This is a genomic window from Haloplanus aerogenes (assembly GCF_003856835.1).
In the GTDB taxonomy this organism is placed as follows: domain Archaea; phylum Halobacteriota; class Halobacteria; order Halobacteriales; family Haloferacaceae; genus Haloplanus; species Haloplanus aerogenes.
The window spans coordinates 2,024,537-2,046,069 of the sequence record NZ_CP034145.1; the positions used below are offsets into that span (position 1 = coordinate 2,024,537).

At 65.9% G+C, this 21,533-nt stretch carries 29 protein-coding genes and 3 tRNA genes; 22 read left to right on the forward strand and 10 right to left on the reverse strand.

Going from position 1 to position 21,533, the window contains the following annotated elements; translation table 11 throughout:
* The first annotated feature begins 301 nt into the window (after positions 1–301).
* The 4 genes from DU502_RS10300 to DU502_RS10315 are packed head-to-tail and all read left to right on the forward strand — an operon-like array spanning position 302 to position 4,167.
* Positions 302–1,246 carry a branched-chain amino acid ABC transporter permease gene (locus tag DU502_RS10300; protein WP_199722665.1) on the forward strand — a complete coding sequence of 315 codons (945 nt, stop codon included), beginning with the start codon at positions 302–304 and terminating at the stop codon, positions 1,244–1,246.
* A complete protein-coding gene (locus DU502_RS10305; RefSeq protein ID WP_121919282.1) occupies positions 1,243–2,649 on the forward strand; it encodes a branched-chain amino acid ABC transporter permease in 1,407 nt (468 codons plus the stop codon). Before DU502_RS10300 ends, DU502_RS10305 begins: the two co-directional genes overlap by 4 nt.
* Positions 2,642–3,448, forward strand: coding sequence for an ABC transporter ATP-binding protein (locus tag DU502_RS10310; protein ID WP_121919283.1), 807 nt, complete (start codon positions 2,642–2,644; stop codon positions 3,446–3,448). Before DU502_RS10305 ends, DU502_RS10310 begins: the two co-directional genes overlap by 8 nt.
* Positions 3,445–4,167, forward strand: coding sequence for an ABC transporter ATP-binding protein (locus DU502_RS10315; RefSeq protein WP_121919284.1), 723 nt, complete (start codon positions 3,445–3,447; stop codon positions 4,165–4,167). The genes DU502_RS10310 and DU502_RS10315 overlap by 4 nt, the downstream gene beginning before the upstream one ends.
* Here the strand turns inward: DU502_RS10315 and DU502_RS10320 are convergent.
* From DU502_RS10320 to DU502_RS10330, 3 genes are all read right to left on the reverse strand, one after another.
* Positions 4,164–5,498, reverse strand: a complete 1,335-nt coding sequence (locus DU502_RS10320) for an ABC transporter substrate-binding protein (RefSeq protein ID WP_121919285.1) — start codon at positions 5,496–5,498, stop codon at positions 4,164–4,166. The genes DU502_RS10315 and DU502_RS10320 overlap by 4 nt on opposite strands.
* Before the next feature lie 60 nt (positions 5,499–5,558).
* Entirely contained in the window at positions 5,559–5,873 is a 315-nt protein-coding gene (locus DU502_RS10325; RefSeq protein WP_121919286.1) for a DUF5785 family protein, read from the reverse strand.
* Positions 5,874–6,332: 459 nt separating this feature from the next.
* Positions 6,333–6,416 (reverse strand) — tRNA-Ser (locus DU502_RS10330).
* 410 nt (positions 6,417–6,826) lie between these two features.
* On the opposite strand from DU502_RS10330, the gene DU502_RS18280 reads away from it, so the two are divergent.
* Positions 6,827–6,970 carry a hypothetical protein gene (locus DU502_RS18280; protein ID WP_158601130.1) on the forward strand — a complete coding sequence of 48 codons (144 nt, stop codon included), beginning with the start codon at positions 6,827–6,829 and terminating at the stop codon, positions 6,968–6,970.
* A gap of 259 nt (positions 6,971–7,229) precedes the next feature.
* Entirely contained in the window at positions 7,230–7,898 is a 669-nt protein-coding gene (locus DU502_RS10335) for a helix-turn-helix domain-containing protein (protein ID WP_121919287.1), read from the forward strand.
* Positions 7,899–8,014: 116 nt separating this feature from the next.
* Here DU502_RS10335 and DU502_RS10340 read toward each other — a convergent pair whose 3' ends face one another.
* The 7 genes from DU502_RS10340 to DU502_RS10370 form a co-directional block, all read right to left on the reverse strand.
* Positions 8,015–8,773: an SDR family oxidoreductase gene (locus DU502_RS10340; RefSeq protein WP_121919288.1), complete on the reverse strand. Its 759-nt coding sequence runs from the start codon at positions 8,771–8,773 to the stop codon at positions 8,015–8,017.
* A gap of 76 nt (positions 8,774–8,849) precedes the next feature.
* Positions 8,850–9,515 carry a DUF998 domain-containing protein gene (locus tag DU502_RS10345; protein ID WP_199722654.1) on the reverse strand — a complete coding sequence of 222 codons (666 nt, stop codon included), beginning with the start codon at positions 9,513–9,515 and terminating at the stop codon, positions 8,850–8,852.
* A gap of 74 nt (positions 9,516–9,589) precedes the next feature.
* Positions 9,590–9,874 carry a CPBP family intramembrane glutamic endopeptidase gene (locus DU502_RS10350; protein ID WP_158601131.1) on the reverse strand — a complete coding sequence of 95 codons (285 nt, stop codon included), beginning with the start codon at positions 9,872–9,874 and terminating at the stop codon, positions 9,590–9,592.
* A gap of 146 nt (positions 9,875–10,020) precedes the next feature.
* Positions 10,021–10,776 (reverse strand): hypothetical protein, encoded by a 756-nt coding sequence (locus DU502_RS10355; RefSeq protein WP_121919290.1) that lies wholly within the window; start codon positions 10,774–10,776, stop codon positions 10,021–10,023.
* Between the two features lie 56 nt (positions 10,777–10,832).
* Complete coding sequence (locus DU502_RS10360) at positions 10,833–11,474, reverse strand: uracil-DNA glycosylase (protein ID WP_394338916.1); 642 nt, start codon at positions 11,472–11,474, stop codon at positions 10,833–10,835.
* Between the two features lie 54 nt (positions 11,475–11,528).
* Positions 11,529–11,969, reverse strand: coding sequence for a universal stress protein (locus DU502_RS10365; RefSeq protein WP_121919291.1), 441 nt, complete (start codon positions 11,967–11,969; stop codon positions 11,529–11,531).
* 68 nt (positions 11,970–12,037) lie between these two features.
* A complete protein-coding gene (locus tag DU502_RS10370; protein WP_121919292.1) occupies positions 12,038–13,066 on the reverse strand; it encodes an Mrp/NBP35 family ATP-binding protein in 1,029 nt (342 codons plus the stop codon).
* A gap of 161 nt (positions 13,067–13,227) precedes the next feature.
* Between DU502_RS10370 and moaA the strand changes: the two genes are divergently transcribed.
* The 16 genes from moaA to rpsB all read left to right on the forward strand — a co-directional run bounded on the left by moaA (position 13,228) and on the right by rpsB (position 21,493).
* Entirely contained in the window at positions 13,228–14,196 is a 969-nt protein-coding gene (gene moaA, locus DU502_RS10375; RefSeq protein ID WP_121919293.1) for a GTP 3',8-cyclase MoaA, read from the forward strand.
* 30 nt (positions 14,197–14,226) lie between these two features.
* Positions 14,227–14,409, forward strand: coding sequence for a hypothetical protein (locus DU502_RS10380; RefSeq protein WP_121919294.1), 183 nt, complete (start codon positions 14,227–14,229; stop codon positions 14,407–14,409).
* Complete coding sequence (locus DU502_RS10385; protein ID WP_121919295.1) at positions 14,406–15,290, forward strand: BKACE family enzyme; 885 nt, start codon at positions 14,406–14,408, stop codon at positions 15,288–15,290. Before DU502_RS10380 ends, DU502_RS10385 begins: the two co-directional genes overlap by 4 nt.
* A gap of 121 nt (positions 15,291–15,411) precedes the next feature.
* Positions 15,412–15,496, forward strand: a tRNA-Ser gene (locus DU502_RS10390).
* Between the two features lie 16 nt (positions 15,497–15,512).
* Positions 15,513–16,037 (forward strand): 30S ribosomal protein S13, encoded by a 525-nt coding sequence (locus DU502_RS10395; protein ID WP_121919296.1) that lies wholly within the window; start codon positions 15,513–15,515, stop codon positions 16,035–16,037.
* Positions 16,038–16,565 (forward strand): 30S ribosomal protein S4, encoded by a 528-nt coding sequence (locus DU502_RS10400; protein ID WP_121919297.1) that lies wholly within the window; start codon positions 16,038–16,040, stop codon positions 16,563–16,565.
* Positions 16,562–16,954 carry a 30S ribosomal protein S11 gene (locus DU502_RS10405; RefSeq protein WP_121919298.1) on the forward strand — a complete coding sequence of 131 codons (393 nt, stop codon included), beginning with the start codon at positions 16,562–16,564 and terminating at the stop codon, positions 16,952–16,954. Before DU502_RS10400 ends, DU502_RS10405 begins: the two co-directional genes overlap by 4 nt.
* Positions 16,955–16,958: 4 nt before the next feature.
* Positions 16,959–17,708, forward strand: coding sequence for a DNA-directed RNA polymerase subunit D (locus tag DU502_RS10410; RefSeq protein ID WP_121919299.1), 750 nt, complete (start codon positions 16,959–16,961; stop codon positions 17,706–17,708).
* 127 nt (positions 17,709–17,835) lie between these two features.
* Positions 17,836–17,920: transfer RNA gene (locus tag DU502_RS10415), tRNA-Leu, on the forward strand.
* A gap of 20 nt (positions 17,921–17,940) precedes the next feature.
* On the forward strand, positions 17,941–18,291 hold the full coding sequence (locus DU502_RS10420; RefSeq protein ID WP_121919300.1) for a 50S ribosomal protein L18e: 351 nt from the start codon (positions 17,941–17,943) through the stop codon (positions 18,289–18,291).
* Positions 18,288–18,725: a 50S ribosomal protein L13 gene (locus tag DU502_RS10425; protein WP_121919301.1), complete on the forward strand. Its 438-nt coding sequence runs from the start codon at positions 18,288–18,290 to the stop codon at positions 18,723–18,725. The genes DU502_RS10420 and DU502_RS10425 overlap by 4 nt, the downstream gene beginning before the upstream one ends.
* Positions 18,719–19,117, forward strand: coding sequence for a 30S ribosomal protein S9 (locus DU502_RS10430; protein ID WP_121919302.1), 399 nt, complete (start codon positions 18,719–18,721; stop codon positions 19,115–19,117). The genes DU502_RS10425 and DU502_RS10430 overlap by 7 nt, the downstream gene beginning before the upstream one ends.
* Positions 19,118–19,129: 12 nt before the next feature.
* The gene (locus DU502_RS10435; RefSeq protein WP_121919303.1) at positions 19,130–19,321 is read left to right on the forward strand and encodes a DNA-directed RNA polymerase subunit N; all 192 of its coding nucleotides are present in this window, start codon (positions 19,130–19,132) and stop codon (positions 19,319–19,321) included.
* Positions 19,318–19,497 carry a DNA-directed RNA polymerase subunit K gene (locus DU502_RS10440; RefSeq protein ID WP_049936586.1) on the forward strand — a complete coding sequence of 60 codons (180 nt, stop codon included), beginning with the start codon at positions 19,318–19,320 and terminating at the stop codon, positions 19,495–19,497. Before DU502_RS10435 ends, DU502_RS10440 begins: the two co-directional genes overlap by 4 nt.
* Entirely contained in the window at positions 19,494–20,699 is a 1,206-nt protein-coding gene (gene eno, locus DU502_RS10445; protein WP_121919304.1) for a phosphopyruvate hydratase, read from the forward strand. The genes DU502_RS10440 and eno overlap by 4 nt, the downstream gene beginning before the upstream one ends.
* Complete coding sequence (gene rpsB, locus DU502_RS10450; protein WP_121919305.1) at positions 20,696–21,493, forward strand: 30S ribosomal protein S2; 798 nt, start codon at positions 20,696–20,698, stop codon at positions 21,491–21,493. The genes eno and rpsB overlap by 4 nt, the downstream gene beginning before the upstream one ends.
* Positions 21,494–21,533 lie beyond the last annotated feature (40 nt).

Consider the following 21,533-nt stretch of genomic DNA (forward strand, 5'->3'; position numbering starts at 1 on the left):
TGCGGTAAGTGGACGCCGGTCAAGTCAGTTCCGCCGGCGTGATGCCCGAACCCCTGCGGAGCCGGAAGAAAGGTTTATCCCTGCGTCACGTCCGCACACAGCACGAAGCACAATGGCATCGGGAACTGAAACCGGAGTTACAGAAACGCGTGGACGGTGGCTGGAGACGGCGGTCGACCGGCCGCTGACGGTCTTTTTCGCCATCGTCGGCCTGTTGCTTCTCGGCTCGCTCGTCTGGGGACTGCTGGTCTCCGGCGCCGTCACGTTTGCACGACTCGGCTCGCTCGTCTGGGACGGCGTGATGCGCGGGCTCGTCATCGGGCTGGCCGGCATCGGTCTCTCGATGACGTACAGCATCCTGAATTTCGCGAACTTCTCGCACGGTGACTACATCACGAGCGGGGCGTTCGCCGGGTGGGCAACGACCTACGCCATCGCGGGCCTCGGCCGCGCCGACATCGGCTCGCTTCTGCTCGTCGGCGCCGGTGGCTCCGTCCTCGGCGGCGCGCTGGGCATCGGCGTGACGACGACGCCCGTCGCGGTGGTCGCCGGCGTCGTCGTCGCCGGGGTGTTCACCGTCCTCCTCGCCCTCGCCATCGACCGCGTCGTCTACAAACCCATCCGCTCCGAGAGCGGGATCACCCTCCTCATCACCAGCATCGGCGTCGCGTTCGCGCTCCGCTACCTGATCCAGTTCGTCTTCGGATCGAGCGTCCGCGGGACGACCGCCGCCGGGTCGATTCCGCAGGTCTCGCTTTACTTCATCGACGGCGTCGTCCGCATCGACGCCCACGACGTGACGCTGCTCGTCGTCGCCGGCGGCCTCATGCTCGGCGTCCACCTCCTCCTCCAGACGACGAAACTCGGGAAAGCGATGCGCGCCATGTCCGACAACGAGGACCTCGCCCGCATCACGGGCATCCCGACCGAACGCGTCGTCCGCGCGACGTGGATCATCGGCGGCGGCCTCACCGGCGTCGCTGGCTACGTGTTCATCCTCTGGAAGGGGACGCTCGGCTTCAACGACGGCTGGCTCCTCCTCCTGCTCATCTTCGCGGCCGTCATCCTCGGCGGTATCGGCTCCATCTACGGCGCCATCGCGGGCGGCCTCGTCATCGGCGTCGCCGCCTCCATCTCCGTCCTCTGGATTCCCGCCGCCTTCTCCCGCGCCGCCGCCTTCGTCGTCATGATCGTCATCCTGCTCGTCCGGCCGCAGGGCCTGTTCTCCGGGAGGTCGACCGCATGAGCGCGACCGAGAACGACACAGCGACCGGGACGCTCCGCCAACTGTGGGCGGAGGACGCCGTCAAGATCGCCACCCTCCTCTTTGTCATCTACGCCGGCTATCTCGTCAGCGGCATGGTCCTCGGCTACAGCATCCGTGGACAGCTCAACTCGCTGGCGTCGCTCACCTTCTACATCGGCGTCTTCGCCACGCTCGCGCTCGCCCTCAACCTCCACTGGGGCTACACCGGCCTGTTCAACATCGGCGTCGTCGGCTTCATGGCCGTCGGCATCTACGTGATGGCCTTTGTCTCCAAACCGCTGTACGGAACCACGGGGGCGGCACAGGTCGGCGGCCTCGGCCTGCCCATCCCCGTCGGTATCTTCGCGGGGATGGTCGCCGCCGCGATCCTCGGCTTCGTCGTCGCCCTCCCGGCGCTTCGCCTCCGCGCCGACTACCTCGCTATCGTCACCATCGCGATGTCCGAAATCGTCCGTTTCACCTTCCTCTCTTCGACGTTCCAGCAGTTCCAGTTCCCGCACACGCTCTCGGGGGAGACCACTCGCGTCGGCTTCGGCGGCGGGAGCGGTCTCATCCTCGATTTCCCCGATCCCTTGCTCGCGCTCATCGACGTACTCGGGCTCTCGGGGGCGTACGACGGCCTCGTCCGGCTGGTCGGGCGGGTCGTCCCCAACAACCCCGATCCCATCGTCCACAGTCTCGTCTACGGCCTCGTCCTCCTCGGCGTCGTCGCGGCGTACTTCTGGCTCCTGAAACGGACGGGTGAGTCGCCGTTCGGTCGCGTCCTGAAAGCGATCCGCGAGGACGAGGACGTGGCCCGTGCCCTCGGGAAAAACACCGACCGCTTCAAAATCATCTCCTTCATGCTCGGCTGTGCGCTGATGGGGCTGGCCGGCATCCTCTGGCTGATGGGACAGGGCGCCGTGACGCCCAACTTCTTTCGCCCGCGGCTCACCTTCTTCGTCTGGATCGCGCTCATCATCGGCGGTGCCGGGTCGAACACCGGGAGCGTCATGGGCGCCGCCGTCTTCGCCGCCGCCCTCTATCAGGGGCCGCTCTACTTCCAGAACGTCGTCACCTCGGTGTTCCAGCCCGGCGATGCGCCGGGGAGCTTCGGCCCGGCTATCTCTCCGCTCCTGTCGAGCGCCGATCCGGTGCCCTTCCTGCTCTACACGCTCGACAGCGTCCGCCAGCTCCAGCTCGTCGTCATGGGTGTCGTCCTCATCTGGCTGATGCACAACCGTCCGCAGGGGATGCTCGGCCACCGTAAGGAGACGGCGGCGGCCATCCCGCTCGGCAGGCAGGGCGGCAGCGCAGGGCCGGAATCGGGATCGAGCGAGCCCGACGCCGAGCCGGCCCCCCAGCCCGACGGCGACGGCACGGGAGGGACGGGCGATGAGTGAGTCGATCACCCAATCGCGACCGGACGTTGCCGACACGCCGCTCCGCGTCGAAGGACTGACGAAACGCTTCGGCGGCATCACGGCCGTCGACGGCGCGTCGTTCGAAGTGGAACAGGGGACGCTCACGGGACTGATCGGGCCGAACGGCGCCGGCAAGTCGACGACGTTCAACCTGATCACGGGCATGCTCTCGCCCGACGCGGGACGGGTCGTCTTCGACGGCGAGGACATCACCGGTCTCGAACCCTACCAGATCGCCAACCGGGGGCTGGTCCGGACGTTCCAGATCGCCCGCGAACTCGGGGAGATGACCGTCCTCGAAAATATGATGCTCGCCCCGAAACACCAGCGGGGCGAACACCTCTGGCGGTCCGTCCTCCCCGGCGCTCGCGGAGGCGTCGTCGAACAGGAGGAGGAGTTGCTCGAACGCGTGTGGGAGGCGCTGGAGTTCTTCGAGATCGAACACCTCGCGGAGGAGTACGCGGGCAACCTCTCGGGCGGCCAGCGCAAACTGCTGGAGATGGCGCGGGCGCTCCTGACCGACCCCGACATGCTCCTGCTGGACGAACCGTTCGCGGGAGTCAATCCAACGCTCGAACAGCGCTTGCTCGATCACATCCACGAACTCCGCGATCAGGGTTACACCTTCCTGCTGGTCGAACACGACATGGATCTCATCATGAACAACTGCCGGCACGTGATCGTGATGCATCAGGGTCAGATCCTGACCGAAGGGACGCCCGAGGAGATCAAGGCCAACGAGGAGGTCATCGAGGCGTATCTGGGGGGTGACGTATGAGCGCCGCCGACGGCGACGAACTCCTCGTCGTCCGCGACCTCGACGCCGGCTACGGCGACCTCCAGATCCTGAACAGCGTCGACATGGACGTGGCCGACGAGGAGTACGTCACCATCGTCGGTCCGAACGGCGCCGGCAAGTCGACCGTCATGAAGTCGGTGTTCGGTCTCACGACCTACATGGGGGGCGAGATCACGTTCGACGGCGCGGACATCACCGAACGGCCGCCCGAGGAGATCATCCACGAGGGTATCGGCTACGTCCCGCAGTCGGACAACGTGTTCGCCTCCCTCTCCGTGCGAGAGAACCTGGAGATGGGGGCGTACATCCTCGACGATATGCCCGAGGACCGGCTAGCGGAGGTGTTCGAGCGCTTCCCCGTCCTCGAAGAGCGACAGGGCCAGACCGCGGGCACGATGAGCGGCGGGCAGCGACAGATGCTCGCCATGGGTCGGGCGCTCATGCTCGATCCCGACCTCCTCCTCCTCGACGAACCGAGCGCCGGTCTCGCGCCCGATCTCGTCGACGAGATGTTCGACCGGATCGACGAGATCAACGACGCCGGAACCTCGATCCTGATGGTCGAACAGAACGCGAAAGAAGCGTTGCGCCGCTGTGATCGGGGCTACGTCCTCGCCAACGGACAGAATCGGTTCGAGGGCGACGGCCGGACGCTCCTCGACGACGAGGAGGTCCGCCAGCAGTTCCTCGGCGGTTAGCCCGACAGCGCCGTCTCGATGACGGACGTGTACGACGACTCGCCGATGTTGAACGCGACCTGATTCGTCACGGTGCCGCCGAACTCGTCTTGGAACACGCCGGTGAATCGCTCGGAGAGTTGCTGACCGTAGTCGTTGTTGACGTAGAGCGTCGCCGCCGTCGAGTTACCGAGGCGTTCGGACGCCACCTGTGCCATCACGCGGCCCTGCAACTGGTCGGACGGCGCCGTCCGGAAGATGTAGTCGTCGTCGTCGAGGCTGGTGACCGACAGCGCCGTACTGGACGGCGAACAGCCGACGATCTGATTCGGAATGAACACCTCTTGGGACACCGGGACGTTCACGCCGGAGGAAGCGGAGCCACAGACACTCGGCATGCCAGCGTTGACCAGCGCCTCCGCGGCCGTGACGCCCGCCGACGGCGAGGTCTGAGTGTCCTCCACCTGTGCGTTCACTTCGAGGTCGAGGTCGGAGTTGTTGACCTGCCGCGCCGGCAACTGGGCCGCCTGAATCATCGGGCCGCCGACGGACGCGAGGTCACCCGTCTCCGGCAGGAGGATGCCCACGTCGATGGTGCGGCCCATGCCACCGGGTGCGCTACTGGCCATCGCGCCACCGCCCGACGGGTTCGCGCCCTCGAAGTTCTGGACTTCGATCTGGCTCGTGCCCTGCTGATCGGCGCCCTGGAACTCCCAGATGGCGTACGCCGCGGACGCCGGGTCGCCGGCCTGATTGAAGTTGGTCGCGCTGGAGGCGCCCTGATAGTTGATGTCCTCGCCGTTGGCTGCCGCCTCGACGGCCTCGAGGAAGTTCTGGGGGCCGTACTCGGTGCCCTCGGGGTTGGCGATGCGGCGCATCTGGTCGCGGATGGCCGTGCCGTTGTTCTCGCCTGCCGCCGCGTTCGCGAGGATCTGGAGCGCGACCGAGTCGTACGACTGGGAGGTGAACACGCCCGGCGACGAGCCGTACTGTTCTTGGAACAGACTGTTGAACGCCTCCTGGTTCGGGCCGCCCGCCGCCGGCGCCGTCCCGATGACGTTTTCCATGTCGTTGCCGACCTGCCCCGGCATCGCGCCGTCGCGGAGGCCGTCGGGGACGAGGATGTCGTGTTCCCCGCTCGACATGGAGTAGTAGTCGCGGAACAACTGGATCCCGCTCTCGGGGTAGCCGATGACGACGAGCATGTCGGGGCCACCGCTGCCGCCGTTGCCACCGTTACCGCCGTTACCGCCGTTACCGCCGTTGCCGCCGCCGATGCAACCTGCTAGGCCGACGGTGCCGGCCGTGCCGGTACCAACCAAGAATTCGCGTCGTCCGATATCGCGTACCATACGGATACGAACGGTCGGATTATTTATAAACTCTTCCGAGAAATCGGGTGACCGATCCGCTCAGGCGCCGCCGACGAACGTATCGGCACCCTCGTAGAACCAGTAGCCCTGCTCGCGCATCGCTTCGCCGAGGGCCTGGTGCATCTCGACGAAGTCCGCGAACTCGTCGGCGTCGACGCCATCGAAGATGTCTCGCACCGAGACGACGGTCTCGAAGTCGATCCGGACGGGGTCGTCGCCGTACTCGTCGACGAACGCCGCGACGTCGAGCGGGAAGTCCTCCTCCTCGTCGACCTTCTTGGCGATGACGGCGTGGCCGTACTTGCGTCGGCCTTCGCTTCCCTCCTCGCCGTCGGGGTCGTGTGGCCAGTCCATACTCGCTCCTTGGTCGCACCGCTCAAAGCCGTTACGCTCGAAAAGAACGACACCGGAACCGTCGTCGACTGCCCTACAGCGGGGTGAATCGGTGTACCGTGCGTGCGTGTTCGAGAAGTGCCTCCGTCGAGTCGAAGGTCTCGCCACATCCGCACCGGTGCAAGGCTGCCGTCGACGGTTGCTGTGTCGACATACTCTGCCATTTGGGGCCTGCCAATATATAATTATTGTTCATGGTGTTTGGTGGTGTGGGACACACGTGCGTTGGGCACGGGGAAGTCTGTGGGACTCCCGCGAGCGAGCGAAGCGGGTGGGTGGTCAGCGACTGATCGAGACGAACGGAGTGCGTCGAAAGAGGACTGGGGATTCGAACCACGGTCGTTCTGCTCACTGCGTTCGCGTCACTCCCTGATTCGAATCCCAGCGACCGCTTTTCGCTCACTAGTGTTCGCGAAAAGGCGGTGGGACTGGGATTCGAACCCAGGAAGCCGTGAGGCTACCTGCTTTCAAGGCAGGCGCAATAGGCCGCTCTGCCATCCCACCCCCTCGAGTTTCCGACAGCCCCCGGGACGTCGTTCGGTTACGACCGACAACTCGGTGCGACCAACGACGAACTTTCGAACGCTCTCCGGCCCGTCGAATCGAGCCAGGACGCGCGAAATCGCCACGCAGGGGGTGTGTGTCAACGAATAATCCCGATAAAGTTGAAGGTATCGTTCCTATTAGCGACCGTTCCCTCGACGACGTGGCAAGGGATCGCATCCCGGAGTCATTCCGATACACTCGAAGGCGATGTGAACCGACGTGACTCGGGGAGTCTCGCTGCCGCTCGACGCTTCCCAGCAGCGGCGTGCGGAAGGGGGAGGAATACATGAACTCTCCCGGCCACCATATAAATGGGTTATACGGATAAGCTACAAACCAATGCAGCCACGGGTCGTCTATCTAGCTGTATGACACAGGTAGACCGCGCCAACGACCGAGCCACTGAAGCAAAGTTTTACCTCCCCGCCGGGGCCGACCCGTCGTTCGCAGCCAGTCGGTTGGAATGGGTCTGGGCGACGCTGTTCAACCACGACATCGAAACGTCGACGTAGCCGCGAACGGATGCGTTGAAACCGGCGACTCGGGGGCGATCCTGTTACGTTCTGAGCCGACTCCCCGGTCCGACCGACGCACACGAGAGTAAGTTCTTGAGCAGTGTCACCGTATTCGAAGGTGTGCCCAACAGAGTCACCGCCACCCACACGATCGCTGCTACGCCCCAGTCAAGCAGTACACTATGATCTTCGCCACACATCTCGACATCATTAGTTACAAACTATATAGCTATGAAAACTACCACGCAACAGAACAATGACCGATATTAAAGCGGTCGTCCGAGTCGAGCATCCGGATATCGTCCTCACGGAGACCGTCTGCCACGACCGAAGTTCGAAAGTCAAGTCGATCTCAGAGGCAGGAACCGACCCGACATCGGGGAAGTTCTTCTATCGCGTCAAGTCGTCTGACTTCCGCCGGTTCGAGGACGGCTTACGGAACGACCACACCGTCGGCGAATTCGAACGCGTCATCGAGACCAGAGACGGCGAGGCGATCTACAGCTTCGAGTATACGGACGAAGCGAAGATCCTCTCACCGGTTATCTCGGCCGCGAACGGTGTCATACTCGACATGGAGAACGACGGAAACGCTTGGATCATCTCGGTATGGATGTCCGAGCGAACGGAGCTGGCCCATCTGTGGGACTATGCACAACAGAACGACATTGGAATCGAGTTACTGCGCGTGAACGAGTACGCAAGTTTAGGTGACACGGACGCTGGGTTAACCGATAGCCAACGAGAAGCACTCCTCGTCGCAGTCGAAACCGGGTATTTCGAAGAGCCACGGAACGCGACGCTCGGCGACGTCGCCGCCGATCTGGATATCTCTCAACCGGCAGCTAGCGGCCTCCTTCGACGTGGAATCAAGCGACTCATCGTCTCGTCTCTGATGGACGACAGTGAAAAACCACCTGACTGAGTATTCATCACTGGTTCCAAGAGATTACCTCGTCACACAGTAGACGCACACGCCGTTGTCTCCCGACTCGCCGGGTCGATGGATGAACGCCGAGCCTACTCGGCCCGCCGCGACAGCTACTGACTCACGTAGCCACCGTCGATCACCATCGTCTCGCCGGTGACGAAGGAAGCGTCGTCCGAGCAGAGCCACACGGCCGCGTCGCCGATCTCCTCCGGTTCGCCGATCCGGCCGATCGGTGTCGCCTCGCTCACTCCCTCGACCATCTCGGGGTTCTCCGCCGAAGACCGCTCGACCATCGGCGTCCGGATCACACCGGGCGAGATGGCGTTGACCCGCACGCCCTCGCGACCGTACTCGAGGGCGGCGTTTTTCGTCAGCCCGATCACGCCGTGTTTGCTCGCGACGTACGGGCTGACGCCCGGGAAGCCGACGATCCCGGCGATAGACGACGTGTTCACGATGGCGCCGCCGCCGTCGTCGAGCATCGCCGGAATTTCGGCCTGCATCCCGAGGAAGACGCCCTTCAGGTTGATGTCGATGACGCGCTCCCAGTCGGTGTCCGACTGGTCGACCATCGACTCGTTCGTCCCCTCGATGCCGGCGTTGTTGAACGCGAAGTCGAGGCCACCGTAGCGGTCGACGGCTTCCGCCACCATCGCGTCGACATCGTCTCGGTCGCTCACGTCCGTCTCGACGAAGGTGGCCTCGCCACCGGCGTCGCGTATCGATTCGACGGTCGCTTCGCCCCCCTCCGGATCGACATCCGCCGCGACGACGCTCGCTCCCTCCGCGGCGAACCGCTCCGCCGCTGCCCGACCGATACCACTGCTCGCCCCCGTTACGATCGCTACCGCGTCCTGAATCCCGTTCATGGCTCTCACGCCAGCTAGCGAGCTGACTACACGAACATCTCGTGTCACCTAAATAAGTATTGAGCCGTTTCCGGAGTTAGCCGTGTGTCTCGCCGTCGGTGTTCGTCCCCGTTCCGAGCAGGTAGCCGCCGAAGGCGAGTACCCAGCAGAGGAGCGGGTAGACGACCCATCGCTCGATGCCGCCGGGGCCGAGCGCTGCTAGTGGGTGCGGCGTTCGAAGGGCCAGACCGTAGACGAAGACGCTCACCAAGATCGCGAGCGAGACGCCACCGAACGCGACACAGAAGGCGACGAAGGGGCGGCTGACGACCCGTGAGGAGAGGAGAACGGTGACGCCGCCGCTGAAGAACGTGAGGAGGGCGAAGAGGCCGTGCCACGGGGTGACGTTGCCGGGGAAGAGGCCGACGCCGAAGATACCGACACCGAAGAGTGCGAGCGGCACCGTAAGCACGCGCCGACCCGTCGCTCGGTGAAGGAAGTAGACGGCGAGCAACACGAGGAGGCCAGTCACCAGCATGGTGCCGTTGAAAATCGTCGCCGACGGCTGGTGGATGACGGGATCGGGAGGTTGTGTCGATCCGAGGTCGCTGATATCCTGTCGAATCGAATAGTCGGGGTAGAGCGACTGGGCCGTGATGATGCCCATGATCGCGACGGCGCCAGCGAGAACCAGACTACTGCCGGCAATCGTGCGATCGTCCAGGCCGAACCGTGACGATCCGTCGGTCAATTCGGAGACCATAGCACCTGTGTGACGCGAACCACCATCAAATGGTAACCCGACGACACGACGGACGGTGGTCCGCCCGCCGCGCGTCAGCCCACGAACCCGTGCGCGAGGCCTGCAGCGAGAAGCGTCCCTCGTCGGTCGGCGAGCCACCCGGTGACGAGACCGACGAGGAACACGACGAGAAGCAGGGGCCACGCCGAGACGGGGTAGTAGCCGAGGTGGGCGAGTGTGAAGACGACCGATTGCCCGACGATGGCGGTGGTACGCCCGTGTCGCTGCTGGAGGTACCGCTGGAGGAAACCACGGAAGAGCGTCTCCTCCTGGAAGGCGGCGATAGCGAAGCCGAAGAACCAGCCGAGCAGGAGGTTCACGACGGGGTCCGCCGCCGCGGCGCCGCTGGGTTCGGGTGAACTCGACGCTCGGGAGCGTACCTGTCGCCGCTCCGTCGCGTGCCGTACCGATGCTCCATCCCGGGACGGATTATATCTGCCCCCGAGTGGACGCGTGTCGGCCGGCCTCAGTCCCGCACCACGCGCCGCTCCCCCTCGCCGTACGCCACCCGCAGTCCGAGTTCGTCGGCGACGGTCGCCGTGTGGACGGGGACGGGGCGCTCCGCGTCGACGCGCGCGTTCAGGAGCGGCAGGGCGTCGAGCAGGTCGTCACCCGTCTCGACGACTGGCTGGACCGGCAGGAAATCGACGTCGAGGTCGGCGTCACGGCCCCCGGCGGTCAGCGTCTCCAGCGGCGGGTCGGCGTAGGCGTCGGTGAAGTCGATAGGCGCCGTGAATCCCGCGTAGTAGACGCGACCGCGAGTCGAGGCCCCGAGGACGACTTCGGAGCGCCGGAGTTTCATCGCCGCGTTGTCGATCAGCGGGCGCGTCAGGAAGGGAATGGTCGGGTCGACGACGGCCGCGGAGGTGACGCCCTCCTCCCGGAGGAGGTGGGTGACGGTGTTGCCGGCGCGGGCGGAAATCGTCGACCCGACCTGCGGTTCGAACCGCACGTCGTCGAGGTCGTCGAGGGTCGACGCGGCCACCGCCCGCACCGCCGCCTCCGACGCCGTCTCCGTGACGTGATCGTCGGGCAGGAGATCGTCGGGGCGGTAGTTGACGAGCAAGTCGCCGCCGGAGCGGTCGACGGCGACGAGGACGTCTTTCAGAACGGCCTCGTACCACTCGGCGGCCTCGGCCTCGGTCAGCGGACTCGTCGCGGCGAGGTCGGTCGCGACGAGGCCCTCCCGTGGTGGATCCGCCAGTACCGCGATGGTGGTCATACCTGCGGGTCGTGGCGGCGGACTCTTGAACGCGCCGGTCTGCGAAGCCGATCTCTCTAATCGTGCGCGCCGCTCCGTCCCTTGGTCTGGCGGTAGTCGCGACCGAGCACCGACTCGGCGACGTGTTCGACGAACGCCTCGGTGTCGGCGTCGGTCTGGTCGTCGAGGGCGCGCATCGGCACGAGTTCGAACCCGCGCCCGCGGATGGTCGTCGCGTGCTGTTCCGTGGCGTCGAGTTCGGCGGGGTCACGGGTCGTATGTTCGACGGCGACCCCCCGGAGTGCGAGGGTGCCGACGGGGACGATGATCTCCGGGTTGATCATGCGCAGGTCGGCGGTGAGGTAGGGATCGCAGGTGGTGATCTCCTCCCCGGTCGGGTCGCGCTCGGGATGTCGACACCGGGTGAGGTAGGTGAGATAGGCGCCGTCGAGTTCCGGCCGGTCGGCGTCGGGTGGCGAGTTCGAAAATCCGAGTTCGCCCAGCATCCGCTGGAGACGGCGACCGGCGTCGTCGCCGGTGAAGGGGACGCCAGTGCGGTCGGCGCCGGGACTCGGGTGGCCGCCGACGAAGACGAAGTCCGCGCCCACGTCGCCGTAGCCGTGGACGACGTTCGTACGTGCATCACAGAGGTCCGGGCAGTTCTGGCAGTCCTCGTCCATGCCGAACGGGTTCTCGGGGGAGTCCTGTGCTGGGTCCACGTGCGCACGTCGCCGTCCGGGCACAAAAGCTGTCGGTGATGGCCGTCGTCGCGCTCACCGAACGAGCGTCACCGGCACCGGCGCCCGCCGGACGACGACGTCCGCGACGCTCCCGAACAGGGTTCGCTCCGCGTCCGGGCGGCCGTGAGTTCCCATCACGACGTGGTCGATTGGTTCCTCGGTCGCGTAGTCGACGACGATCCGTCCGGGGTCGCCGATCTCCGACACCGTCTCCACCTCGCGGTCGTAGTCGGCAGCGAGTTGGCTGGCGTCGTCGAGGATCCCCTCCGAGTGGTCTTCTACCTGCGCGTACCACTCCTCGGAGCCGAGCATCGGTTCGTACGTGGTGTCGGCGGCGGTGCCGTACCCGGGGTCGAAGAGGTCGATCACGTGGAGGACGGTGATCGACGCGTCCGGAAACTCCCGAAACGCGTGGCGGAGCGCGTCGAACGACAGGGGCGAACCGTCGACGGGGACGAGAACGTGGTCGGTCATGGGTGGCGTGACGGTCGGAGACGCCGCGCCATAGTGTCAGCGGCCGTTCCAATTGTGTGAGAACGCGGTCAGGAGTTCGACACGCGCCGCCGGTTGACGACGCCGACGTTGTTGGCCACGTCCTCGGTGATGACGCGGAAGGCGTCGGCCGTCGGATTGTCGTCTTGCAGGACGATGGGGTCGCCACCGGTCCGAATCTCGGGGTCGAGCGGCACGCCGCCGAGATAGGGGAGGTTGTTCGCCTCGGCCAGTTCGCGCCCGCCGCCGGTGCCGAACACGTCGTGTTGGCTCCCGCAGTCCGGACAGACGAACGAACTCATGTTCTCGACGAGGCCGAGGACGTTCGTGTCGTGGCGGCCGAACATCCGAATGCCCTTGCGGGCGTCGTCGACGGCCACTTCCTCGGGCGTCGTGACGATGACGGCGCCGGCGAGGGGGAGCGTCTGGAGGATGGTGAGTTGCGTGTCGCCGGTGCCCGGCGGCAGGTCGAGGACGAGGTAGTCGAGTTCGCCCCACTCCACGTCCTCGACGAGTTGCGTGAGCACCTGATGCACCATCGGGCCACGCCAGATGACGGGGTCGTCCTCCCCGACCATGAAGGCCATGCTGATGAGTTTCACGCCGTAGCGTTCCGGCGGGATGATGGTGTCGTCGTCCGTCGCCGTCGGCGGGTCCTCGGACCCGAGCATCCGGGGGACGTTCGGACCGTACACGTCGGTGTCGAACAGGCCGACCTTCGCCCCGAGTTTCGACAGGCCGGCGGCGAGGTTGACGGCCACCGTCGACTTGCCGACGCCACCTTTCCCGGAGGCGACGGCGATGACGTTCTTTACGCCGGGCAACACCTCGTCGTCGCGCATCGACGCCGGCCGCTTGGCCGTGAGTTCGACCTCTAGCCCGGCGTCGGTCAGGACCTCCCGTACGTCCGCGGCGATAGCGCTCTCCGTCGGCGCGTAGGGGGCGCCGAGCGCCAGCGACACCTTCGCCACGCCGTCCTCGACGGTTACCCCGTTGACCAGACCGAGCGACACGATGTCGTCACCGAGGTCAGGGTCCTCGACCTGGCCGAGCAACTCCCGTACGTCGGCTTCGTCCATGGGGTAGCGTGGGTGTGACGCCCCGATAAGGGTTTTGTCGCGACACCGAGGAGCGAAACCGGACAGAGTGACTCGACTGGCCGTGGAGTAACTAAATGTGGTTACACCACCGGGTTTCGATGGCGCCAATTTAAGCATCTCGGGACGAAGTTCACGATAGAATGCTGGAGGACGACTTCGGTCGAGAGGTGACGGGCGTGCGGGTGTCGCTCACCGACCGCTGTAACTTCGACTGTGTCTACTGTCACAACGAGGGGCTCGGTGACACGCGCGGTCCGATGGAGGCCCAAGACGACGAGATGTCGGCGGACGAAATCGTTCGGTTTCTGGAGGTCGCCGCGGAGTTCGACGTCGACAGCGTGAAGTTCACCGGTGGGGAGCCGATGCTCCGGGACGATCTGGAGGAGATCATTCGCCGGACGCCCGATTCGATGGAAGTATCGATGACGACCAACGGAACCTATCTCCCCGGACGGGCGCAGGCGCTCGTCGACGCCGGCCTCGAACGCGTCAACGTCTCGCAGGACGCCCTCGATCCCGAGGCGTTCGCGGAGATCACGAAGTCGGGCGCCTACGAGAAGGTGATGGAGGGTGTCGAGGCCGCCCTCGACGCGGGACTCGACCCCGTGAAGCTGAACATGGTCGTCTTCGAGCACACCGCCGGCTACGTCGAGGGGATGGTGAACCACGTCGCCGAGAACGACGGCCTCCAGCTCCAGCTGATCGAGTACATGCCCGAACTGACGGGGAAGCCCGAGTGGAACATCGACATCCAGCGCGTCCACGACTGGCTGGCCGACATCGCGGACGAGATCGAACACCGCGAGATGCACGACCGCAAGCGCTACTGGGTCAACGGCGGCATGGTCGAAATCGTCGACCCCGTCGAGAACCCCACCTTCTGTGCCAACTGCCACCGCGTCCGTGTCACCCACGAGGGCTACCTGAAGGGCTGTCTCAACCGCAACGACGACCTGCGGTCGATGGGCGACATGACGAAGGAGGAGATCCGCGAGACGTTCAAAGAGACCGTCGCCAACCGCGTCCCTTACTACGGCGAGTACATGGTCAAAAACGCCGACGGCGAGTGGGAGATCAACGACGAGTACATCGGCGCGCCGACGGCGTAGGCTTAACTTTCTCGCGTGGGACCGGTCTCCATGCCCTGTCCGTATCTCGACTACCGACGCGAAGACGCGGACCACGCGTTCGACACCGAACGCGCGTACTGCACCGCCGTCGACGAGTTCGTCCAGCCCATGCGCGCGGACATCTGTAACGACCGCTACGACCTCGACCACGAGACGGATTGCGAGTTCTACACGGAGGCCGAATCGGAATGACCTACGCCGACTACCGGGACGGCAAACCGGTGATCCTGACCGCGGCGCTGACGGGCGGCGTCCACGGCAAGGAGGCCAACCCGAATCTACCGGAGACGCCGGCAGAAATCGGGGAGGCCGCCGCAGCGGCCGAGCGCGCGGGCGCGAGTATCGTCCACCTCCACGCTCGGCGCGACAACGGCGAACGCGCCTTCGCCACCGAGCGGTTTCAGGAAGTCACCGACGCCGTCCGCGCGCGTACGGACGACGTGATCGTTCAGCACTCGACGGGCGGGACGGGCGCGCCGAACGACCTGCGGGCGGAACCGTTGCGCACCGACCCTGCGCCCGAGATGGCCTCCCTCGATATGGGACCGCTCAACCGCTACCAGCACCTGACGAGCGAGAACACCCGGGGGCTCGTCGCGGCCTTGCACGCCGAGATGCAGGAGCGCGGCATCAAACCGGAACTGGAGGTGTTCAACGGCGGGCACCTCAACGAGTCGCTGGCCATCCTCGACAGCGAGGGATCGCGATCCCTCGGGCAGCCGGCGCGTAGCGCCGGCGACGAACTCGACGACCCACCGTATCTGAACCTCGTGTTCGGCGGCGGGACGACGACGATTCCGCACCCGCGGAACCTGCTGAATCTGGTGGAGAACCTGCCAGCGGGCGTCGAGTTCAACGTCCTCGCCTTCGGCCCCCACCAGTTGCCGCTGACGACGATGGGTATCTTGCTCGGCGGCCACGTCCGCGTGGGCCTGGAGGACAACCTCTACTACCGGAAGGGGGAGTTGGCCGAGAGCAACGCGCAGTTGGTGGAGCGGACGGCAGGGATCGCGGAGCAGTTGGGGCGGCCGGTGGCGACGCCGGCGGAGGCGCGGGAGATTCTGGGGTTGTGAGAGCCGCTCGCACGCCCCCGGCCTTTCGTGATGTTTAAGTATCGGCCCCGGGTTCCTTCGAATGCATGCTGCAGGGGCGCCCGGCCCCGAGTCCGGAAGGGCGACGATACAGAACGCGGGTGTTGCGGTAGCCAAGCCTGGCCCAAGGCGCAGGGTTGCTAACTCTGTGGCGTCAAGCCTCCGGGGTTCGAATCCCCGCCGCAACGCTCACACCCCATACCAATGAGTGCAGAAGAACCACAGGACGGCTCCCCCGAGGACGACGAAGACCTTCGGTACTTCGTCCGAATCGGCCAGACCGACCTCGACGGGACGAAAGCCGTCGAGCGGAGCCTCACCGACATGAACGGCATCGGCAAGCGCATAGCGCGCATCGTCGCCGACGCGGCCGACGTGGATCGAACGGCCACGTTCGGGCGCCTCGACGACGACGAGATCGACCGCGTGATCGAGGTGGTGGAGAACTTCGCCGACGAAGTCCCCGAATGGATGGTCAACCGGCGCAAGGACTTCTACACCGGCGAGAGCGACCACATCGTCGGCTCCGACCTCGGCCAGACGCGCACGCAGGACATCAACCGGATGAAGATGATCGACTCCTACCGTGGCGTCCGGCACAAGCGCGGCCAGAAGGTGCGCGGCCAGCGGACGAAGTCCACCGGTCGTACCGAAGGCACCATCGGCGTCAACGTCGAGGCCATCAAGGAAGACATGGCCGAAGAAGCCGCCGAGGAGGAGGAAGGATAAATGACGACCGGCAAGAACACCAAGTTCTACGAGACGCCGAACCACCCGTATCAGGGCGAGCGCATCGCCGAGGAGGCCGACCTCCTCGGGCGCTACGGCCTGAAGAACAAAGAAGAACTCTGGCGTGCCCAGTCCGAACTGCGGTCGATGCGCCGCGAGGCGCGACGACTGCTCGGTGACGCGCAGGGTGACGTCGAGGTCGCCGCGGAAGCGGGTGCCGAGTTCGTCGCTCGGCTCCAGCGACTCGGCATCCTCGGCGGCGAGGACGACATCAGCGACGTGCTGTCGCTGGAAGTGACGGACCTGCTCGAACGGCGACTGCAGACGGTCGTCTACCGGAAGGGGCTGGCACACACGCCCCAGCAGGCCCGCCAGTTCGTCACGCACGGCCACATCACGGTCGACGGCGCGCGCGTGCAGACGCCGTCGAAGAAAGTGGAGGCCGACGAGCAGGGCACCGTCGCCTTCGACGAGACGAGTCCGCTCGCGGACGACCTCCACCCCGAACGCGCGGAGGCCCAAGAATGAGCGCTGAAGACCAAGAGAGCAAGTGGGGCATCGCCCACGTCCACGCGTCGTTCAACAACACCCTGATCACGATCACGGATCAGACGGGTGCCGAGACCATCGCCAAATCGAGCGGCGGGACGGTCGTGAAACAGAACCGCGACGAGGCGTCGCCGTACGCGGCGATGCAGATGGCCGAAGTGGTCGCCGAGGAAGTCCTCGCGGCCGGTATCGAGGGCGTCCACGTCCGCGTGCGCGGCCCCGGCGGCAACGGCAACAAGTCCCCGGGCCCCGGCGCGCAGGCGACGATCCGAGCGCTCGCCCGTGCCGGTCTGGAGATCGGTCGCATCGAAGACGTGACGCCGATCCCGCACGACGGCACGCGCGCGCCGAAAAACAGCCGCCTCTAACATCATGGTAGCCGACTTCGACGTCGAGTTCATCGAACGCGACGACCGGAACGCACGGTTCCTGGTTCGGGGAGCGACGCCGGCCTTCGCCAACGGCATCCGCCGGGCGATGATCGCCGACGTGCCGACGTTCTCCATCGACACCGTCCGGTTCGTCGAGAACTCGTCGGTGATGTTCGACGAGATGATCGGCCTCCGACTGGGGCTGGTGCCGCTGACGACCCCCCTCGACGACTTCGAGGTGGGCGACGAAGTGACGCTGGCACTCGACGTGGAGGGTCCGGCGACGGCCTACTCGGGCGACATCGAAACGTCCGACGAGATGGTCCAGCCGGCCGACAACAACATCCCGATCATCGAACTCAAAGAGCAACAGCGGATCGAATTCGAGGCCGACGCCGTGCTGGACCGTGGCCGCGACCACGCCAAACATCAGGGCGGCGTGGCCGTCGGCTACCGGCATCTCCAGCGCGTCGAGGTCGTCGACGACGCCGGAGAGTTCGACGAACAGGAGCCGAACATCCTTCGCGGGGTGATCGAAACGGAGGACGGCGAACTCGTTCCGACGAGCGAGTTCGATCACGACCTCACCGAGCGGTACCCCGGCAAGGAAATCGAGGTACACGACGTGCCCGACGCGTTCGTCTTCCACGTGGAGACGGACGGGTCGTTCAGCGTCGAGGAACTGGTCACGCGCGCCGTCGAGTCCATCGGCGACCGCGCGGCGGAACTGGAATCGAAAGTCGCAGTTTAAGACCCCACGATGCCCCGAACACCACCCACGTCGACGCTCGCCCGGCCGGCGAGCGTCGGCCATCCCACCCACCGCGGAACGAGGACCGAAAGTGGTTTGAAGGGGCGACGGATACTGCGCAATGCGTGCAGGGATAGCCAAGTCAGGCCAACGGCGCAGCGTTCAGGGCGCTGTCCCATAGGGGTCCGCAGGTTCAAATCCTGCTCCCTGCACTCCCTTCTGGAGGAAGACAATGAGTAAGACGAATCCGAGACTCAATAGTCTCATCGCCGAGTTGAAGGCGGTTTCGCGCGAGTCCGGCGCCGGTGTCTGGCAGGATGTCGCGGACCGTCTGGAGAAGCCACGGCGCACCCACGCGGAGGTCAACCTCGGGCAGATCGAACGATACGCCCGCGAAGACGAGACCGTCGTCGTGCCCGGCAAGGTGCTGGGCAGTGGTGTGCTCGAAAAAGAAGTTACCGTCGCAGCCGTCGACTTTTCGTCGACGGCGCGCACGAAGATCGAACAGGTCGGCGACGCCGAGCCGCTGCAGCGCGTCGCCGAGGAGAACCCCGAAGGATCGAACGTCCGGGTGATTCGATGAGTCTCGCAGAGTTCGACGCCGACGTGGTGGTCGACGCCCGTGACTGCATCATGGGTCGGGTCGCCAGCGAGGTGGCCCAGCGCGCCCTCGCCGGCGACACCGTCGCCGTCATCAACGCCGAGGACGCGGTCATCACCGGCAACGAGGAAGACACGATGGAGACGTACCGCACGCGCGCAGGGCTGGGCTCCGACAGCGGGCCGTACTACCCCAAGCGTCCGGACCGCATCTTCAAGCGGGCCGTCCGCGGGATGGTCCCGTACAAGAAGCCGCGCGGGCGCGAGGCGTTCGAGAACGTCCGCGTCTACGTCGGCAACCCCTTCGACGAGGACGGCGAGGTTCTGGACGGCACGTCGCTGGATCGTCTCTCGAACATCAAATTCGTCTCCCTCGGAGACGTCTCCGAACAACTGGGTGCCAACGTTACATGGTAACGAACACGAGCGGCAAGAAGAAGACGGCCGTCGCCCGCGCCACGGTGCGTGACGGCGAGGGTCGCGTGCGAATCAACTCCCGACCTGTCGAACTGGTCGATCCGGAGCTGTCCCGCCTGAAGATGCTGGAGCCGTTCCGCATCGCCGGCGACGACCTCCGCGAGACGGTCGACATCGACGTGACCGTCTCCGGCGGCGGCTTCGCCGGGCAGGCGGACGCCGTCCGGACGGCCATCGCTCGCGGGCTGGTGCAGCACCACAACGATGCCGAACTCCGCGACGCGTTCATGGAGTTCGACCGGTCGCTGCTGGTCAACGACGTCCGGCAGTCCGAACCCAAGAAGTGGGGCGGTCCCGGTGCGCGGGCCCGCTACCAGAAGTCCTACCGCTGAGGTGACCCACCCATGATGATCCCAGTCCGGTGTTTCACGTGCGGGAAAGTCATCGGCGAGCACTGGGAGGAGTACCAGTCTCGTCTCGACGCGGGGGAGGACCCCGCGGAGGTACTCGATGACCTGGGCGTGACCCGGCACTGCTGTCGACGGATGTTCGTCTCGCATAAGGACCTCGTGGACGTGGTTTCCCCCTACCAATGAGTCAGGGACGCTACAATCGCTACGAGAAGGCACGCATCCTCGGGGCGCGAGCCCTGCAGGTGTCCTACGGCGCGCCAGTGCTCGTCGAGACGGAGCAGAGCGAGCCGATTCTCGTCGCGGCCGAGGAGTACGACGCCGGCGTGTTGCCGTTCACCGTGAGGCGGGAGGGCAAATGACGCGGATTCGCTCGGTGAGTCTGCGCCGCATCCTCGACTCGCGGGGTAACCCGACCGTCGAGGCGGACGTGTTGACCGAGTCGGGCGGCTTCGGCCGCGCGGCCGCACCGAGCGGTGCCTCCACCGGTGAGTACGAAGCCATCGAACTGCCGACGGGCGAGGCTATCGCCGCCGCCCGTCAACACGCCATCCCCCGCCTGATCAACGAAGTCCACGCGGGCAACCAGCGCGAAGTCGACGCCGCTCTGCACGGTGCGGACGGCACCGACGACTTCTCGAACATCGGCGCCAACAGCGCGGTCGCCATCTCGATGGCCGCCGCGAAAGCGGGCGCCGACGTACTCGGTGCGCCGCTCTACCAGCATCTCGGTGGCACCTTCCGCGGCGACAACTTCCCGATCCCGCTGGGGAACGTCCTCGGCGGCGGGGAACACGCCAAGGAAGCGACCCACATCCAGGAGTTCCTGGCCGTGCCCGTGGGGGCGCCGAGCATCTCGGAAGCCGTCTTCGCCAACGCCGCGGTTCACGAGCGGATCGGTGATCTGCTCGACGAGCGCGGTGTCGCGGCCGGCAAGGGCGACGAAGGCGCGTGGGCGCCGTCCATCGACGACGCGGCGGCGTTCGAAATCGTCGCGCAAGCGACCGGTGACGTGGCCGACGATGTCGGCTTCGACATCGGCGTCGGTCTCGACGTGGCGGCGTCGGAACTCTACGACGCCGACGACGAGGTCTACCGCTACGGTGACGTGGAGCGGACACCGGACGAGCAGGTCGACTACATGGCCGACCTCGTCGACGAGTACGACCTCGCGTACGTCGAGGACCCGGTCGAGGAGAACGACTTCGACGGCTTCGCGGACCTGACGGATCGAGTCGGCGACCGAACCGTGCTCTGCGGTGACGACCTGTTCGTCACCAACGTCGAGCGGCTTCAGGACGGCATCGACGCGGGCGCGGGCAACGCCATCCTCGTCAAACCCAACCAGATCGGGACGCTCTCGGACGCCGTCGACGCGGTGGAACTGGCAACCCGGAACGGCCTCGACGCCGTCGTCTCCCACCGCTCGGGCGAGACGGAGGACACGACCATCGCACACCTCGCCGTGGCGACCGACGCCCCGTTCATCAAGACGGGGACGGTCGGCGGCGAGCGAACTGCCAAACTCAACGAACTCATCCGCATCGCGGAGGACGCTGTATGACAGACAACGACAACGAACTCGAGACCCCGGACGGCGAGGAGGAGGAAGCGGCCGCGGAGGCCGCGTCCGACGCCGAACCGGAACCGGAACCGGAAGCTGAGGAACCGACCGCCGAGGCGGCCGACGAGGCGGCCGAGGCAGCGGCAGAAGAAGAAGACGACGCGGAGGAGGAAGCCGGCTCCCCGTTCGACGAGAACGTGATGCCCGACGACGAGGCCGACCTCCTCATCCCCGTCGAGGACTACCTCGGCGCCGGTGTCCACATCGGGACCCAGCAGAAGACGGAGGACATGGAGCGGTTCATCCACCGCGTCCGCGACGACGGCCTGTACGTGCTGGACGTGAGCCAGACCGACCAGCGCATCCGCACGGCCGCGGACTTCCTCGCGAACTACGCGCCCGAGCAGATCCTCGTGACCTCCTCGCGCCAGTACGGCCGGTTCCCGGCCGAGAAGTTCGCGGAGGCCATCGGCGCTCGCGCCCGCACCGGGCGCTTCATCCCGGGCACGCTGACCAACCCGGACTACGACGGCTACATCGAGCCGGACGTGGTGGTCGTCACCGACCCCATCGGCGACTCGCAGGCGGTCAAGGAGGCCATCACGGTCGGCATCCCCGTCATCGCCATGTGCGACTCGAACAACCAGCTCAGCAACGTCGACCTCGTCATCCCGACGAACAACAAGGGTCGACGCGCGCTGTCGGTCGTCTACTGGCTGCTGGCCAACGAGACGCTCGACCGCCGCGGCGCCGAGCCCGGCTACGCCCTCGACGACTTCGAGGCTGGCATCTAGGGCAGACGGAACTTTTCGTCTCGGTCGCTACCGACCAGCG